Annotated in this window: 9 protein-coding genes; 7 read left to right on the top strand and 2 right to left on the bottom strand. The window is 74.0% G+C overall.

The window, feature by feature from the left end; all coding sequences use genetic code 11:
• The 4 genes from IMZ11_RS37630 to IMZ11_RS37615 all read left to right on the top strand — a co-directional run.
• Positions 1 to 1,012, top strand: a 1,012-nt coding sequence (locus tag IMZ11_RS37630; RefSeq protein WP_228647491.1) for a DUF5682 family protein, incomplete at its 5' end; no start/stop codon positions are given.
• Positions 1,012 to 2,163, top strand: coding sequence for a VWA domain-containing protein (locus tag IMZ11_RS37625; protein WP_228647489.1), 1,152 nt, complete (start codon positions 1,012 to 1,014; stop codon positions 2,161 to 2,163). The genes IMZ11_RS37630 and IMZ11_RS37625, both read left to right, overlap by 1 nt.
• A 113-nt stretch (positions 2,164 to 2,276) precedes the next feature.
• The gene (locus IMZ11_RS37620) at positions 2,277 to 3,650 is read left to right on the top strand and encodes an MFS transporter (protein WP_228647487.1); all 1,374 of its coding nucleotides are present in this window, start codon (positions 2,277 to 2,279) and stop codon (positions 3,648 to 3,650) included.
• Between the two features lie 16 nt (positions 3,651 to 3,666).
• Entirely contained in the window at positions 3,667 to 4,716 is a 1,050-nt protein-coding gene (locus IMZ11_RS37615) for an enolase C-terminal domain-like protein (RefSeq protein ID WP_228647485.1), read from the top strand.
• A gap of 128 nt (positions 4,717 to 4,844) precedes the next feature.
• Here the strand turns inward: IMZ11_RS37615 and IMZ11_RS46500 are convergent, their stop codons facing one another.
• Complete coding sequence (locus tag IMZ11_RS46500) at positions 4,845 to 6,278, bottom strand: LCP family protein (protein ID WP_228647483.1); 1,434 nt, start codon at positions 6,276 to 6,278, stop codon at positions 4,845 to 4,847.
• A 289-nt stretch (positions 6,279 to 6,567) separates the two neighbouring features.
• On the opposite strand from IMZ11_RS46500, the gene IMZ11_RS37605 reads away from it, so the two are divergent.
• Positions 6,568 to 7,575: an alpha/beta hydrolase gene (locus IMZ11_RS37605; protein ID WP_228647480.1), complete on the top strand. Its 1,008-nt coding sequence runs from the start codon at positions 6,568 to 6,570 to the stop codon at positions 7,573 to 7,575.
• Here the strand turns inward: IMZ11_RS37605 and IMZ11_RS37600 are convergent.
• Positions 7,545 to 9,038: a S9 family peptidase gene (locus tag IMZ11_RS37600; protein WP_228647478.1), complete on the bottom strand. Its 1,494-nt coding sequence runs from the start codon at positions 9,036 to 9,038 to the stop codon at positions 7,545 to 7,547. The two genes, IMZ11_RS37605 and IMZ11_RS37600, sit on opposite strands and share 31 nt — an antisense overlap.
• A gap of 147 nt (positions 9,039 to 9,185) precedes the next feature.
• Between IMZ11_RS37600 and IMZ11_RS37595 the strand changes: the two genes are divergently transcribed.
• The gene (locus IMZ11_RS37595; RefSeq protein ID WP_228647476.1) at positions 9,186 to 10,307 is read left to right on the top strand and encodes an exonuclease SbcCD subunit D; all 1,122 of its coding nucleotides are present in this window, start codon (positions 9,186 to 9,188) and stop codon (positions 10,305 to 10,307) included.
• The gene (locus IMZ11_RS37590) at positions 10,304 to 14,182 is read left to right on the top strand and encodes an AAA family ATPase (protein ID WP_228647475.1); all 3,879 of its coding nucleotides are present in this window, start codon (positions 10,304 to 10,306) and stop codon (positions 14,180 to 14,182) included. Before IMZ11_RS37595 ends, IMZ11_RS37590 begins: the two co-directional genes overlap by 4 nt.
• Positions 14,183 to 14,204: the final 22 nt, after the last annotated feature.

Genomic DNA, 14,204 nt, shown 5'->3' with positions numbered 1-14,204 from the left:
TCACGGCGTCCCGGCTCACGGCGTCCCGGCTCACGGCGTCCCGGCTCACGGCGTCCCGGCTCACGGCTCCCCGGGCGTCGGGTTCCCGTCTCCGGCGGCCGGTGCCCAAGGGGTGTCGCTGGCGGAGCTGACCGCCCTGGTCGAGAAGTGCCTTCTCGCCGACCTGCCGGACGCTCTGCCGTACGTGCTGGGGGTGATCGGCGACCGGGCGGCGCTGGACAGCGACGTCGGCCACCTGATGGCGGCGCTTCCCGCGCTGGTCCGGGCCCAGCGGTACGGCGACGTCCGCGGTACCCCGGCCGCCGGGCTGGCCACGATCGTGGACTCGCTGCTGACGCGCATCTGCACCGGGCTCCCGACCGCGGTCACCGGCCTGGACGATGATCCGGCCCGGCAGCTGGTGTCCCAGATCGACGCGGTCCACTCCGCGGTGGCCCTGCTGCACGACGGGCAGGGGGAAGGCGGGCACGGCGGCGGGCAGAGGACGGCGCGCGGGATCGGGCAGGGGATCGGGCAGGGCTCGCCGCGTGGGCGCTGGCTCGCGACGCTCAGGAGCGTGGCGAACCGGAGCGACCTGCCCGGGGTGATCGAGGGCAGGCTGGTGCGCATCCTGTTCGACGCGCAGATGGCGGACGACGTCCAGGTCCGGATGTCACGCGCGATGTCCCTCGGCCACCCGCCCGCGCGGGCCGCCGCCTGGGTCGAGGGCTTCCTGTCGGGCGGAGGGCTGCTGCTCGTTCACGACTCCCGGCTGCTCGCCGCGGTGGACGGCTGGCTGACCGGCCTGTCGCCGGAGGCGTTCGTGGACGTGCTCCCGCTGCTGCGGCGCACGTTCGGCGCCTTCGCGCCGCCGGAACGCCGCTCGATCGGCGAGCGGGTCAGGTCCGGTACGGCCGCCGCCCGCGGTGGCGGTGACGGGGGCCGTGGCGCGACAGGCGACGGGGCGGATCACGACGACGAGCGGGCGGCTCCGGCCGTCCGGACCGTGCTGGAAATCCTGGGGAGGGCGTGATGGAGGAGCGGTTGCGCCGCTGGCGGCTGGTCCTCGGCGGTGACGCGGACGGGACCGGCTGCGCGCTCGGCGGCGCCGACGCCGGCATGGACGCGGCGCTGTCCGCGCTCTACGGCGGGGGACCGGGCGCGGGGCGCGGCGACGGCGAGCGCAGTGCGGGTCTCGGCGCGTCCGCGCCGAGGGTGGCCCGGTGGCTGGGCGACATCCGCGCCTACTTCCCCTCGACGGTCGTCCAGGTGATGCAGAAGGACGCGATCGAGCGGCTCAACCTGAGCCGCCTCCTGCTGGAACCCGAGATGCTGGAGGCGGTCGAGCCCGACGTCCACCTGGTCGGGACGCTGCTCTCGCTGAACCGGGTCATGCCGGAGAAGGCGCGCGAGTCGGCCCGCGCCGTGGTCCGCAAGGTCGTCGCCGAGCTGGAGTCCAAGCTCGCGCAGCGGACCCGGGCGGCCGTGACCGGTGCGCTGGACCGCTCGGCGAGGACCCATCGGCCGCGGCGGGTCGCCGACATCGACTGGGACCGCACGATCCGGGCGAACCTGAAGAACTACCTGCCCGAGCGGAACACGGTCGTGCCGTCCCGGCTGGTGGGGTACGCCCGCAGGCAGCAGGCCGTCCAGCGTGAGGTCGTCCTGTGCATCGACCAGAGCGGGTCGATGGCGGCCTCGGTCGTCTACTCCAGCGTCTTCGGCGCGGTCCTGGCGTCGATGCGGTCGCTGCGGACCAGCCTGGTGGTGTTCGACACCGCGGTGGTCGATCTGACGGACCAGCTGCACGACCCGGTGGAGCTGCTGTTCGGCACCCAGCTCGGGGGCGGCACGGACATCAATCGGGCGATCGCCTACAGCCAGGGGTTGATCACCCGGCCGACGGACTCCATCTTCATCCTGATCAGCGACCTCTACGAGGGCGGTGTCCGTGAGGAGATGCTCCGCAGGGTGGCCGCGATGACGGCCGCCGGGGTTCAGGTGATCGTGCTGCTGGCCCTGTCGGACGAGGGCGCGCCGTCCTACGACCACGACAACGCGTCGGCGCTCTCGGCGCTGGGCGTGCCGGCGTTCGCCTGCACGCCGGACGCGTTCCCCGGCCTGATGGCGGCCGCGATCGAGCGCCGTGACATCTCCCAGTGGGTGGAGCGCAATATGTCCTAGGTCTAATGGCCGATTACGGACACGATTGGGTGATCTGTAACGTCCGTAGCGTGAATTCGGTAATGACAGCCCCGCCGATCTTTTCGCAGCGATATCGGGCTCTCGGGATCGGCATGGTCGCCATCATCATGTTGATCGCCTTCGAGTACCTCGCGGTCGCCACCGCCATGCCCGTCGTCGCCGAACGGCTCGACGGAATGTCCCTGTACGGCCTGGCCTTCAACGCGAGCCTGGTCGCGAGCGTGATCGCGACCCTGGTGGGCGGGAGGTGGAGCGACACGCGAGGACCGGTGGCACCCCTGTGGATCGGCCTGGTGGGCTTCTGCGCGGGCCTGCTCGTCGCCGGGACCGCCCCCACCATGGACGTCTTCGTCGCGGGACGGTTCCTGCAGGGGCTCGGCGGCGGTCTGTTCTCCGTCGCGATGTACGTGCTGATCGACCAGGTGTACCCGGCCGAGATGCACCCCAAGGTGTTCTCCCTGCTCTCGGCCGCCTGGGTGATGCCGTCGCTGGTCGGACCGGCCATCACCGGCCTGGTGGTGGAGCACGTGGGTTGGCGCTGGGTGTTCCTCGGAGTGCCGATCATCGCCGCCCCCGCCGCCGTCTTCCTGTGGCGGGGACTCGCGGAACATCGCGCCGCGCCGCGGTCCGCCGTGCCCGAGCCCGTGACCCTGCCCGCGTCCACTTCCGTGTCCGGGGCCGCCTCTGCGTCCGGGGCCGGCTCCACGTCCGCCTCCCGCGGATTCGCGACGAAGCTGGTGCTGGGCGTGGTGGTGGCCACCGGGGCGGCGCTCATGCAGTACGGCAGCGGGGCCAAGGTCGTGCCGTTGCTGCTCGCCGGGGCCGCCGTCCTCGTGGTGGCGCTGCCGCGGCTGCTGCCCAAGGGGACGATCCGAGCCGCCCGCGGCGTCCCGGCGGTGGTCGCGCTCCGGGGCCTGGCGGCGGGCGCGTTCTTCGCGGCCGAGGTGTTCGTGCCGCTCCTGCTCCACAACGAGCGCGGGTTGAGCCCCACGCAGGCCGGCCTCGCGCTCACCGGTGGCGCCATCTTCTGGTCGACCGGGTCGTGGATCCAGGGACGCAGGCCGCGCGACCGTGCGGTGATCCTGCGGACGGGCACCACCCTGATCGCGACGGCGGTGCTGCTGACCGCGCTGACGGTCTTCCCCTCGGTGCCGGTGATCGTCGGGTTCCTCGCCTGGTGCGTGGGCGGCCTGGGCATCGGCCTGGTCTATCCGACGCTGTCCGTCCTGATCCTCGAGTTGTCGTCCCCCGCCGAGAAGGGCGCCAACAGCGCCTCGCTCGCGATCGGCGAGTCCGTCTACTCTGTCGTCGCCATCGCGATCACCGGCGCGATCTCCACCGCTTTCGCACGGTCGGCGGCCAGCTATGTGGTGTGCTTCGTCCTGCTCGCGATGATGGCCGGCGCCGCGGCGCTCGTCTCCGGACGTTTTGAGCACCCTCGTGGGGCGGGCACCATGGAGGTCTAACGGAAGGGGATGTCACTTGCCGCGTGTCCGGGAGCTCGAACTCTTCAGGCTGACCCTGCCTTACGGCAGGCGGCCAGAGAGCATCCTGGTGAGGATCACCGACTACGGCGGGATGGTCGGCTGGGGAGAGGCCGTCCGGCCCTCCACGTCGCTGCCCGGCGAACGGTGCGACGAGCAGGGGGACGGGCACGAGAAGCTGTGGACCTCCCTGGAGGAGTCCCTCCCCGCCGCGCTGGTCGGGGTCGACTGGGAGCATCCGTCCGAGCTGGGGCGGATTCCCGGAGGCTCGGCCGCGGACATGGCCTGCTGGGACCTGTGGGCCCGGATGAAGGGCGTCCCTCTGTCCCATGCCCTCGGCGGCAGCCGTACCTCCCTCATGGCGACCGTGCGGCTCGGAGCCGAACGCTCCCTGGAGAGCATGGTGGCCCGGGTGAACCGGCATGTCTGCGCCGGATACGCCCATGTGACGATGGACGTCCACCCCGGATGGGACGTCGAGCCGCTGCGCGCGGTACGCGCGGCCTACCCGGGCCTGGCGATCGCCGTGGACGGGCACGGCGCCTACGCGGAGATCTCCCAGCTGGAGGCGCTCGACGCGTACGGCCTGGTGGCGATCGAGCGGCCGTTCACCGACCTGGCGACGAGCGCCGAACTCCAGGACCGGATCTCGGCGGCCGTCGTGGTCGAGGCGCGCTCGGTCACGGAACTGGATCAGGCCGTCGCCGCGCACGCGGGCCGGGCGCTGCTGCTGCGCCCCTCGCGGTTCGGCTCCCTGTCCGACGTACGGCTCGCGCACGACACGGCGGTGGACGCCGGATGGGACATCACCTGCGCGGGCGGGCTCGGCGTCGGGCTGGCCCGCGCCGCCACGGTGGCCGTGGCGAGCCTGCCGGGCTGCACGCTGCCGAGCGACGTGGCGGAGCCGCCGCGCAGCGCCCAGATCGTCATGCCGCCGGTCGGCGCGTCCGGAGGGGTCGTCGCCGTGCCCCTCACGCAGCCGGGGCTCGGCCACACCATCGACGAGGCGAAGGTCCGCCGCCTGGCCAAGGACACCTTCCGGGTCTGACGACCCGGCGACCCGTTGACCGGCGACCCGTTGACCGGCGACCCGGTGGCCCGGTGACGGACCCGGTGACCCGGTGACCCGTTGATCTGCGGCCGGGCGACCGGGCCGACCCGGCCGCCCGGCGGTGCCTACAGGGCGCTGCAGCCCTCGCCGATCGGGCTCGGGGCGCCCGCCGTGACCGGCGCGTGCTTCTGCGCCCGCCGCCTGACCGGCGCGGACGACTTCGCGATCGCCTGGGCCGTGAGGAGGCGGATCTGCGCCCAGTCGGGCGCGCTCGTGCTGATCAGCGGAGGCATGAACTGGACGCTCGTCACGCGGGCGTTCTTGGCCTTCACGGCCAGCGGCACGAGGTCCTCCAGCATCGATCGCGGGATGTCGGTGCGCAGGATCTTGCGCGTGGCCGCGGCGATCTGGTTGAACCGGGAGAGCACCGTCGCCGGATCGGCCTGGTTCAGCAACGCGCTGAACACGCACCGCTGGCGGCGCATGCGGACGAAGTCGTCGCTGTTGGTGCGGGACCGCGCGAACCACAGCGCGTCGGCTCCGCTCAGCCTGCGGGTGCCCGCCCGGACGAGCCCCTCGTTGTACTTGCCGTACACGATGTCGCTGTCCACCGTCAGGACGAGCCCGCCGAGAGCATCGACGATCTTGGCGAAGCCCCAGATGTTGACCAGCGTGTACCAGTCGATCCTGAGCCCGAGGATGTAGCCGATCGTCTCCTTGAGGGTCTCGGCCCCCATGTGCCGGCGCCCGCCGAAGAGCTCGGGATGGTCCTCGGCGTACTGCCAGACCCCGAACAGCAGGTCGTCCCGCCAGCCGGGGCGGTATTCGGGGAGGGTGAACCCGGTGGGGAAGCGGCGCGCCATCGGACTGCCCGGCGGGAACGGGACGTGTTCCAGGTTCCTCGGCAGCCCGAGCAGCACGGTGTTGCCGGTGCGGACGTCCACGCTGGCGACGTTCAGGCTGTCGGTGCGCATCCCGGTCCTGTCGTTGCCCCAGTCGCCTCCGAGGAGCAGGACGTTGATCCGGTCCCGGCCACCCCAGGGGTCGCTGGCGGCGAGCCGCCCGCCGGGGACCACCGGGGCCAGGGGCCCGGCCGGTGCGGCGAACACCTTGTCGATGGTCCGCTCGGACTCGGCCACGTACTGCGCGGCCACCGCGAAGGGAAGCGCGACGGTGACCGACAGCGTGCCCGCGACGAGACCGGTGACCACCTGGGCTGTCCTGGGCAGGCCCTGCGGCCGCAGCACCACGAACGAGTGGATCACCAGTGCGAACCACGCCGCGCCGGCGACCGCGGTGACGATCTCGATCAGGCCGAGCCAGTTGAGCGCACGGCCGGCCAGGTGCGCATCCGCGTTCAGCGCGACCAGCCCCAGGGCGATCAGGACCACGGCGTACGCGCCGACCAGCGCTGATCCGGTGCGCTTCCAGCCGGCGCGGAGATGCGCCGCGCCGGGCAGCACGACGGACAGCGCCGTCCAGCCGATCAGCGCCGCCGCACCGACGGGCTTCGGCGTTTTCTCCGGTTCGCGTTCAGATATCGGACAGGCGAAGGGCACGTGCTCACCCCAAGGAACGTATCCGCACAGAACTGAATAAAGTTCGGCTCATGGCTTTCGACGAGATCGAGAACCGCGCGGTCAGGAATGTGGCCGTGATCACATTGGCCCCGATGGCCCGCGACCGTGCCGGTGCCCCTGCGAGCCGTGGCGAGTCGATACGGGTATTTGACCAGGTCAATGCCGATCGTGCCCACGCGGACCGGGCTGCTTACCGGCCGGGGCGGGTGCGTTTGCGTCGAGCGAGAGCCGGGGTCCCCTCCCGGCCGGTACACCCCCTGGAGCTGCCGTGACCGCCGTACCCGACATCCTCGGAGCCGACTACGACGCCGTCGTCCTCCCCATGGGCCGCGACGTCGAGGGCGAGGTCGTCGCCACCCTCGTACGGCGCCGCGTGGCCGGGTCGCGGCGGGCCGTCCTGTACATCCACGGCTTCACCGACTATTTCTTCCAGACCCACGTGGCCGATCACTACGCCGCCCAGGGCGTCAGCTTCTACGCTCTCGACCTGCGCAAGTACGGCCGCTCGCTGCTGGCGCACCAGACCAGGGGCCTGGTCGCCAGCGTCACCGAGCACTTCCCCGAGATAGACGAGGCCGTGCGGATCATCCGGGCGGACCACGACGAGCTCACGGTCAGCGCGCACTCGACCGGCGGGCTCATCGCCGTGCTGTGGGCCGACCGCGTGCGCGGCCGGGGCCTCGTGGACGCCCTCGTCCTCAACAGCCCCTTCCTCGACCTCAACGTGCCCGCCCTGCTCAGGGGAGCCGCCGACGCGCTCGGGGGCGTCCTGGCCAGGCTGCCCGCGACGGCCGTCCTGCCCCTCGGCGCCGCCACCGCGTACGGCACGAGCCTGCACCGCGATCACAGGGGGGAGTGGGACTACGACCTGGAGTGGAAGCCGCTCGCGGGCTTCCCCGTGCACGCCGTGTGGCTGGCGGCGATCCGGCGGGCGCACCGGCGGTTGCACGCCGGGCTCCGCGTCGACGTCCCCGTGCTGGTGCTGTGCGCCGAGCGCAGCCTGCGGGTGCGCGACTTCATCCCCGAGGCGCACTCCGCGGACGTGGTCCTCGACGCCGAGCACATCGCCCGCTGGTCCACCAGGATCGGGCCGCACGTGACCTGCGTGCGGGTCCCCGGCGGGATGCACGACCTGCTGCTGTCACCGGAGCCGGTGCGCAAGCAGGTGCTCGCGGAGATCGACCGCTGGCTGGCCTACGTCAGTCCCGGCCGGGAACCCGGTCAGGGTGCCGGTCAGGACGCCGGTCACCAGGGGAAGGCGAACAGCCCGAAGTAGGCCGCGGTGAGCAGCAACAGGCCGGTGCCGCCGAGCACTCCGGCCAGCGTGAACGCCTGCCAGCGGGTGGGCTCCCAGCCGTCGCGCAGCGCGCCGATCACCGCCGCCGTCGCGGCGACCTCCTGCGCGAGCATCAGCACCGCCAGCAGCCGCACGACCAGCCAGCCGGACTGTACGGCGGGCCAGGCGCCGGCCTGGTTCACCGAGAACAGCACGATCAGGGTGATGAACGCGAGGGCGGCGGCCAGCATGCCGAGCCCCGTCCAGGCCATCCGCCTGATCCGGCGCCGGATCCCGGACCACGCCTGCGCGTTGGCCGCCAGCCTCAGGTCACGGCCGCGCAGCCGGACGACCATCTCGGTGACCGGGGCGGTGACGTAGCCGACGGCGGCCAGGCAGATCGTGAGCCACAGGAAGGTGGTGCCGCCGTACCAGGGGGCGGCCGGGACGTCGCTGGCCTCGAACCGCTGGACCGGCGTCGCGCCCGCGATCGGCGGCGCCTGCCCGGCCGTACCCGGGAGGCCCCTGATCCAGTTCGCGAGGGTCGGCAGGTAGTCGCGCACGTACGGCCCGCCATTGGTCAGCATCGCGTGGTCGGCCCCGGCGAGGAACCGGATCGTGTAGTCGCGGTTGCCCCCGGCGGCGAGGGCCGAGGTCAGGGTCCTGGTGCTCTCGACGAACGGGATCGAGGGGTCCATCGTGCCGTACAGCGCGAGCACGGGCTGGGTGATCCCCGTCAGCGCCGGGACGCCGTCGTAACGCAGGAAGTCGAAGCCCACGCCGCCCATCGCGCGGGTCAGCAGATCGCGTACCCCCGCCGGGGCGTGCAGCCGCTGGAGCTGCTCGTTCAGCGCCCAGGCGACCTGACGCATCGGGGAGACGTTCGGTGAGGACACCAGGACGACGAACCGCACGTCCGCGCTCCGCGCCGCCGCGATGGGCACCACCCAGCCGCCCTCGCTGACGCCCCACAGCCCGGTGCGCGCCGGATCCACGTCGGGCCTGGCACGCAGGAGCCCGATCATCCGGAGCGCGTCGTCGGCCAGCAGCGCGAAGTCGCGGTCGCGGAAGGAGTACCCGACCGTGCGCTTGTCGTAGGCGACGGTCACGACGCCCCGCTCGGCGAGCCACCTCGCCTGGGGGGTGAACTCACTGCCGGTGCCCGAGCCCGACCCCTGCACGAACACCATCGCCGGATGCCGTCCGGGGGAGAGGGGGGCCCGGATCGTGGCTCTCAGCGTCTCTCCCCGCGCGCGGACCGTGATCCGCTCTGTCGAGAAGGCCGCCTGGGCGGGTATGGGGAGGGACTCCGCCGCCGGTTGGGCCGGAAGCGCGTGGAACTCCTCGGACTCGGGCAGCGGCGCCGGATCGAACGACGGAGGCGAGAGCACGTATCCGACCATGGCGAGCGCGGCGGCCACGACGGTGATGGTCATGGTCAGCGTGCCTCGGCCGATGTTCATGAGACCGCTCCCCGACTGACGAATCCTGTACCCAGCCGCGCCCTGCTCTTTACCTTTGCCCACTGATCGCCAGGTTAAGTCATTACGTGACACCTGAGGTATGCACGAGGCCGCATTTGTCGGAGAGACCTGTTAGCTTCCTGCGACATGCGGGTCTTGCACACCTCCGACTGGCACCTGGGCCGCTCGTTCCATCGGGAAAGCCTTCTGACCGCCCAGGGGGCGTTCGTCGACCATCTCGTGGAGACCGTGCGGGCCGAGCGGGTGGACGTCGTCGTTGTCTCGGGCGACGTCTACGACCGCGCGCTGCCGCCGGTCGACGCGGTCGCCCTCTGCGGTGACGCGCTGCGCCGGCTGGCCGCGCTGGGCGCGCACACCGTGCTGATCAGCGGCAACCACGACTCCGCCGTGCGGCTCGGGTTCGGCGCCGACCTGATGGAGCGGGTGCACCTCCGCACGGACCCGGCGCGGGCCTGGGAGCCGGTGGTGATCGAGGACACCGCCTTCTACGGCATCCCCTACCTCGAGCCGGAGCTGGTCAAGGGCCCGTGGGAGCTGGCCGAGCGCAGCCACAGCGCGGCGATCGGCCACGCCATGACCGCGATCAGGGCGGACGCCGCGGCGCGCGGCGGGCGTTCGGTCGTACTGGCCCACGCATTCGTCACCGGGGGAGAGGCCAGCGACAGCGAGCGCGACATCACGGTGGGCGGCGTCGCCCACGTGCCGCTGAGCGCGTTCGACGGCGTCGGCTACACCGCGCTCGGCCACCTGCACGGGCGGCAGACCATGAGCGAGACCGTCCGCTACTCCGGGTCCCCGCTGGCCTACTCGTTCTCGGAGGCCGATCACGTCAAGGGATGCTGGCTGGTCGATCTCGGCCCCGGCGCCCATGGCGTACGCGCCGAGTTCGTGCCCGCGCCGGTGCCCCGCCGGCTCGCCCGGCTGCGCGGCCGCATCGACGATCTGCTCACCTCGGAGAGATACGCCGGCCGCGAGGACCACTGGCTGCACGTCACGCTGACCGACCCGGTGCGTCCCAAGGAGGCGATGGAGCGGCTGCGCGGCCGCTTCCCGCACGCGCTGGCGCTGGCCTTCGACCCGGACGGCGCGGCCGGCGCGCCGGCGGCTCCGCGGCCGATCGCCGGGCGCGCCGAGATCGAGGTGGCGCTCGACTTCGTCCGCGAGGTCCGTGGCGAGCCCGCCGACGACGCCGAGAGACGGTTGCTGGAACGCGCCGTGGAGGACTGCCGCATCAGGGAGGTCTCGTGAGGCTGCACCGCCTGAGGTTGATCGCCTTCGGCTCCTTCCCCGGTGAGGAGGAGGTCGACTTCGACGCGCTCGGCGAGGCCGGGCTGTTCCTCGTCCACGGGCCGACCGGCGCGGGCAAGACCACGGTGCTCGACGCCGTCTGCTACGCGCTGTACGGCCGGGTGCCCGGGCAGCGCGACAGCGCCCGCAGCCTCCGCTGCGACCACGCCCCCGCCGGGCGGGGCCCCGCGGTGACGCTGGAGGCCACGATCAGGAACCGCCGGTTCCGGATCATGAGGTCCCCCGCCTGGATGCGGCCAAAGCAGCGGGGCACCGGCCTGGTGGAGGAGAAGGCCAAGGTCCTCGTCGAGGAATTCGACGAGCCGACCGGCGCGTGGACGGCCCGCAGCACGCGCAGTGACGAGGCCGGTCACCTGATCGGCGAGCTCGTCGGGATGAACGCCGACCAGTTCTGGCAGGTCGCGATGCTCCCCCAGGGGGACTTCGCCCGCTTCCTGCGCGCGGACGGCGACGATCGGCGCAAGCTGCTGGAGCGCTTGTTCTCGGTGAAGGTCTACACCGAGGTCGAGAGGTGGCTCGCCGAGCACCGCACCCGCACCGGCCGCGCCCAGCAGGAGCTGCGCCAGGAGGTCGACTCCGTCGTCAACCGGATGCGCGGCGCCGCCGGACCCGGCCTGGCCGAGACGCCCCCCGAGCCGGGGGAGGACCCGCTCGGCTGGTCCGGCGCGGTGCTCGCCGCCGCCGCCGACGTGGTCGCGAGAGGCGGTGAGGAGCAGGCGCTGGCCGCCGCCGCGCTGGCGTCCGCCCGCGGCCGCCTGGACGACGGCCGGGCGCTGGCCGACCGCCGCAGGCGCCACGCCTCCGCGCTGGCCCGCCGCGAGGAGCTGGCACTGGCCGCCGACGAGCGTTCCGACCTGGAGACCATGCTCGACGAGGCGGCCAGGGCCGACCGCGTGGTGCCGCTGATCCGCCAGGCCGGTCAGCGGGTCGAGACGGCCGACAAGGCGCGGCGGCTGGCCGTGGACGCCGTGGCCAGGGCACTGCCGCTCACCGGGGCCCCGGCCGACGGGGCGTGGCCGGACGCGGCGGCGCTGCGCGAGCGGGAGCGGGGGCTGCGCGACGAGGTCGCCCGTCTCGAGCAGCTTCTGCCCGAGGAGGTTCGGCTGACGGAGGTCAGGGCGGAGCTCGCCCTGGCCGACGGGCGGTTGGCAGAGCTGGCGGCCCTGCGCGCCGATCTCGCCGACCGCCTCGCCGTACTGCCCGGGGAGCTGGAGGCGGCCGAGGAGCGGCTGGAAGCGGCGCGACTGGCCGCCGCCGCCGTCCCCGGGCTCAGAGCCACCCGTGACGGTGCCGCTCGCGATCTCGCGGCGGTGCGCCGCCGCGACGCCCTCGCCGCCGAGCTGGCCTCCGCCACGGAGGCGCGGGCCGCCGCGCTCGCGGCGCTGCCCGAGACCCCCGAGCTCCAGCCGGTACGGCACACGCCGCCGGACGGCGACGTCGGCCGCGTCCTCGCCGAGCTGGAGCGCGCCTGGCGGGACGAGCTGGCCCGGCTGGAGCTGCTGGCGGGCGAGGAGGGGCGGCTGGCCGAGGTCACCGGCCGCCTGGCCGTGGTGCGCGCGGACATCGAGGAGGCCGCGGAGCGGGAGGCGTCCGCCCTCGCGGACCTGGCGGCGCTGCCGGCGGCACTGGCGGAGGCGGACGAGCGGCTATCGCGGGCCCGCGCCGCCGCCGCGCGGATCCCCGCACTGGAGGCCGCCGTCGGCGCGGCCCGCGACCGGCGCGACGCCGCCGCCCAGCGTGACGCGCTGGCCGCCGAGCTGGCGGAGGCCGACGCGGAGCGGCGGGTGGCGGTGGACCGCGCCCAGGACGCCCGCGACCGGCTCCACGGCGTTCGGCTCGCCCGGATCGAGGGCATGGCCGCCGAGCTGGCGAGGTCACTCGTCCCCGGAGAGCCATGCGTGGTGTGCGGCTCCGCCGATCACCCGGCTCCCGCCGCCCCCCTGGAGGCGGCGCCGACCGCCGACGACGAGCAGGCGGCGCAGGACGCGTTCGACACCGCGAGGCAGGGCCGGGAGGACGCGGAGAGCCGGGTCGCCGGGCTGGCCTCCCGGCTGGACGAGGTCACCCGGCGGGCGGAGGGCCAGTCCGCGGACGACGCGGAGTCCCGGCTCGCCGCCGCCGAGTCGGACCTCGCCGGGGCGCGGGACGCCGCCGACGGGGAGCCGGAGGCCGCCGCCGAGAGCGAGCGGCTCGCCGCGGAGTCGGAGGCGCTGCGCGACCGCGCCGACGAGGCCGGCCGGGCGCTGGCCGGGCACCGGACCGGCGAGGCCGAGCTCCTGGCCGAGCGCGACCGCCTCGTCACGCGCCTCACCGCCGCGCGGGGAGAGGATGACAGCGTCCGGTCCAGGCAGGCCAGGGTCGCGGCGGAGGCGCGGCTGCTCGCCACCGCCGCCGAGGCCGTCGCCCGGGCCGCCGAGACGCGCGCCGCGTACGCCACGGCCCGTGACGACGTCGCGGAAATCGCCGCGGAAGCCGGGCCGTGCGAAGGCGTCGGGTCCCGCGAAGGCGTCGGGTCCCGCGAAGGCGTCGGGTCCCGCGAGGGCGTCGGGCCGACCGAGGACGCGGTGGCGGCGGTCCTCGCGGAGGCGGAGCGGGCCCTGCGGGACGCGAGCGCGGCGGCGGCGGGGGAGCCCGGCCTGATGGAGGAGACGCGCGGGCTGGCCGCCGAGCTCGCCGAAGCCGAGGAGCGTTCGCGGTCCCTTGAGCTGGACGCCGCCGAGACCCGGACCCGCCGCGCCCAGCTCGCCGAGGCGGAGGGCAGGCTGGCCACGTTGCTCGACGGGGCGCGCGGCGGCGACGCCTCCCTGGAGGCGCGGCTGGAGCGGCTCGCGGCGGAGGCCGCGCTGCTGCACGACGCCGCCGAGGGGGTCCAGGCCTCCACGACGGCCGATCGGGAGTGGGAGGCGGCCCGCGCCGCGGCGGCGGGCGCCGCCGCGGAGGCCGGGTTCGCGACCCTGGACGACGCTCGCGCGGCGGTACGCGCCGAGGCCGAGCGTGAGGAGATGGCCGAGCGGCTCCGGCGCTTCGCCGACGAGCAGGCCGCCGTCGACGCGCTGCTCGCCGATCCCGAGCTGGTCGCGGCGGCGGCGGCCCCCGATCCGGATCTGGCGGTCCTCGCGGCCGAGCACGAGCGGGCCGAAAGGGAGACCGCGGAGCGGACGTCGGCCCGCGACCACGCCATGAGCCGGTTGGAGCAGCTCACCGGGCTCGCCGCCGAGCTGGAGGACGCGCACGGGCGCTACGGCCCTGCGGCCGAGCGGCACCGCCTCGCCCGCAGGCTGGCCGAGCTCGCGGGCGGGACCTCGACGGACAACCCGCTGAACATGCGGCTCTCGGCGTACGTGCTGGGGGAGCGGCTCCGCCAGGTGGTCGACGCCGCGAACGAGCGGCTCGACCGGATGTCCGGCGGGCGCTACCTGCTCCAGCACGACCTGAGGCAGGCGGCGGGCGATCGGGGAAGATCCGGCGGCGGGCTGGGACTGCGGGTGCTCGACGGCTGGACCGGCGTGGACCGCGACCCGGCGACCCTCTCCGGCGGCGAGAGCTTCATCACCTCGCTGGCCCTGGCCCTCGGCCTGGCGGACGTGGTCACGGCCGAGGCCGGTGGCGCCGAGATCGGCAGTCTCTTCGTGGACGAGGGATTCGGCACGCTCGACGAGGACACGCTCGACGACGTCCTGGACATCCTGGACGGCCTGCGCGAGGGCGGCAGGGCCGTCGGCATCGTCAGCCACGTGGCCGAACTGCGGACCCGCATCCCCGCCCAGATCAGGGTGCGCAAGGGGCGGGGCGGCTCGACGCTCTCCATGGTGTGACCCCGGCCCCATGGTGTGCCGG

Origin of the sequence: Microtetraspora sp. AC03309 (assembly GCF_020826795.1) — a bacterium.
GTDB classification, from domain to species: domain Bacteria; phylum Actinomycetota; class Actinomycetes; order Streptosporangiales; family Streptosporangiaceae; genus Microtetraspora; species Microtetraspora glauca.
This window is presented reverse-complemented; position numbering and strand designations above follow the sequence as displayed.

Coding starts and splice junctions, on each gene's coding strand:
- IMZ11_RS37625 (WP_228647489.1), top strand. CDS start 1,012: ATGGAGGAGCGGTTGCGCCGCTGGCGGCTGGTCCTCGGCGGTGACGCG.
- IMZ11_RS37620 (WP_228647487.1), top strand. CDS start 2,277: ATGGTCGCCATCATCATGTTGATCGCCTTCGAGTACCTCGCGGTCGCC.
- IMZ11_RS37600 (WP_228647478.1), bottom strand. CDS start 9,038: ATGAACATCGGCCGAGGCACGCTGACCATGACCATCACCGTCGTGGCC.
- IMZ11_RS37595 (WP_228647476.1), top strand. CDS start 9,186: ATGCGGGTCTTGCACACCTCCGACTGGCACCTGGGCCGCTCGTTCCAT.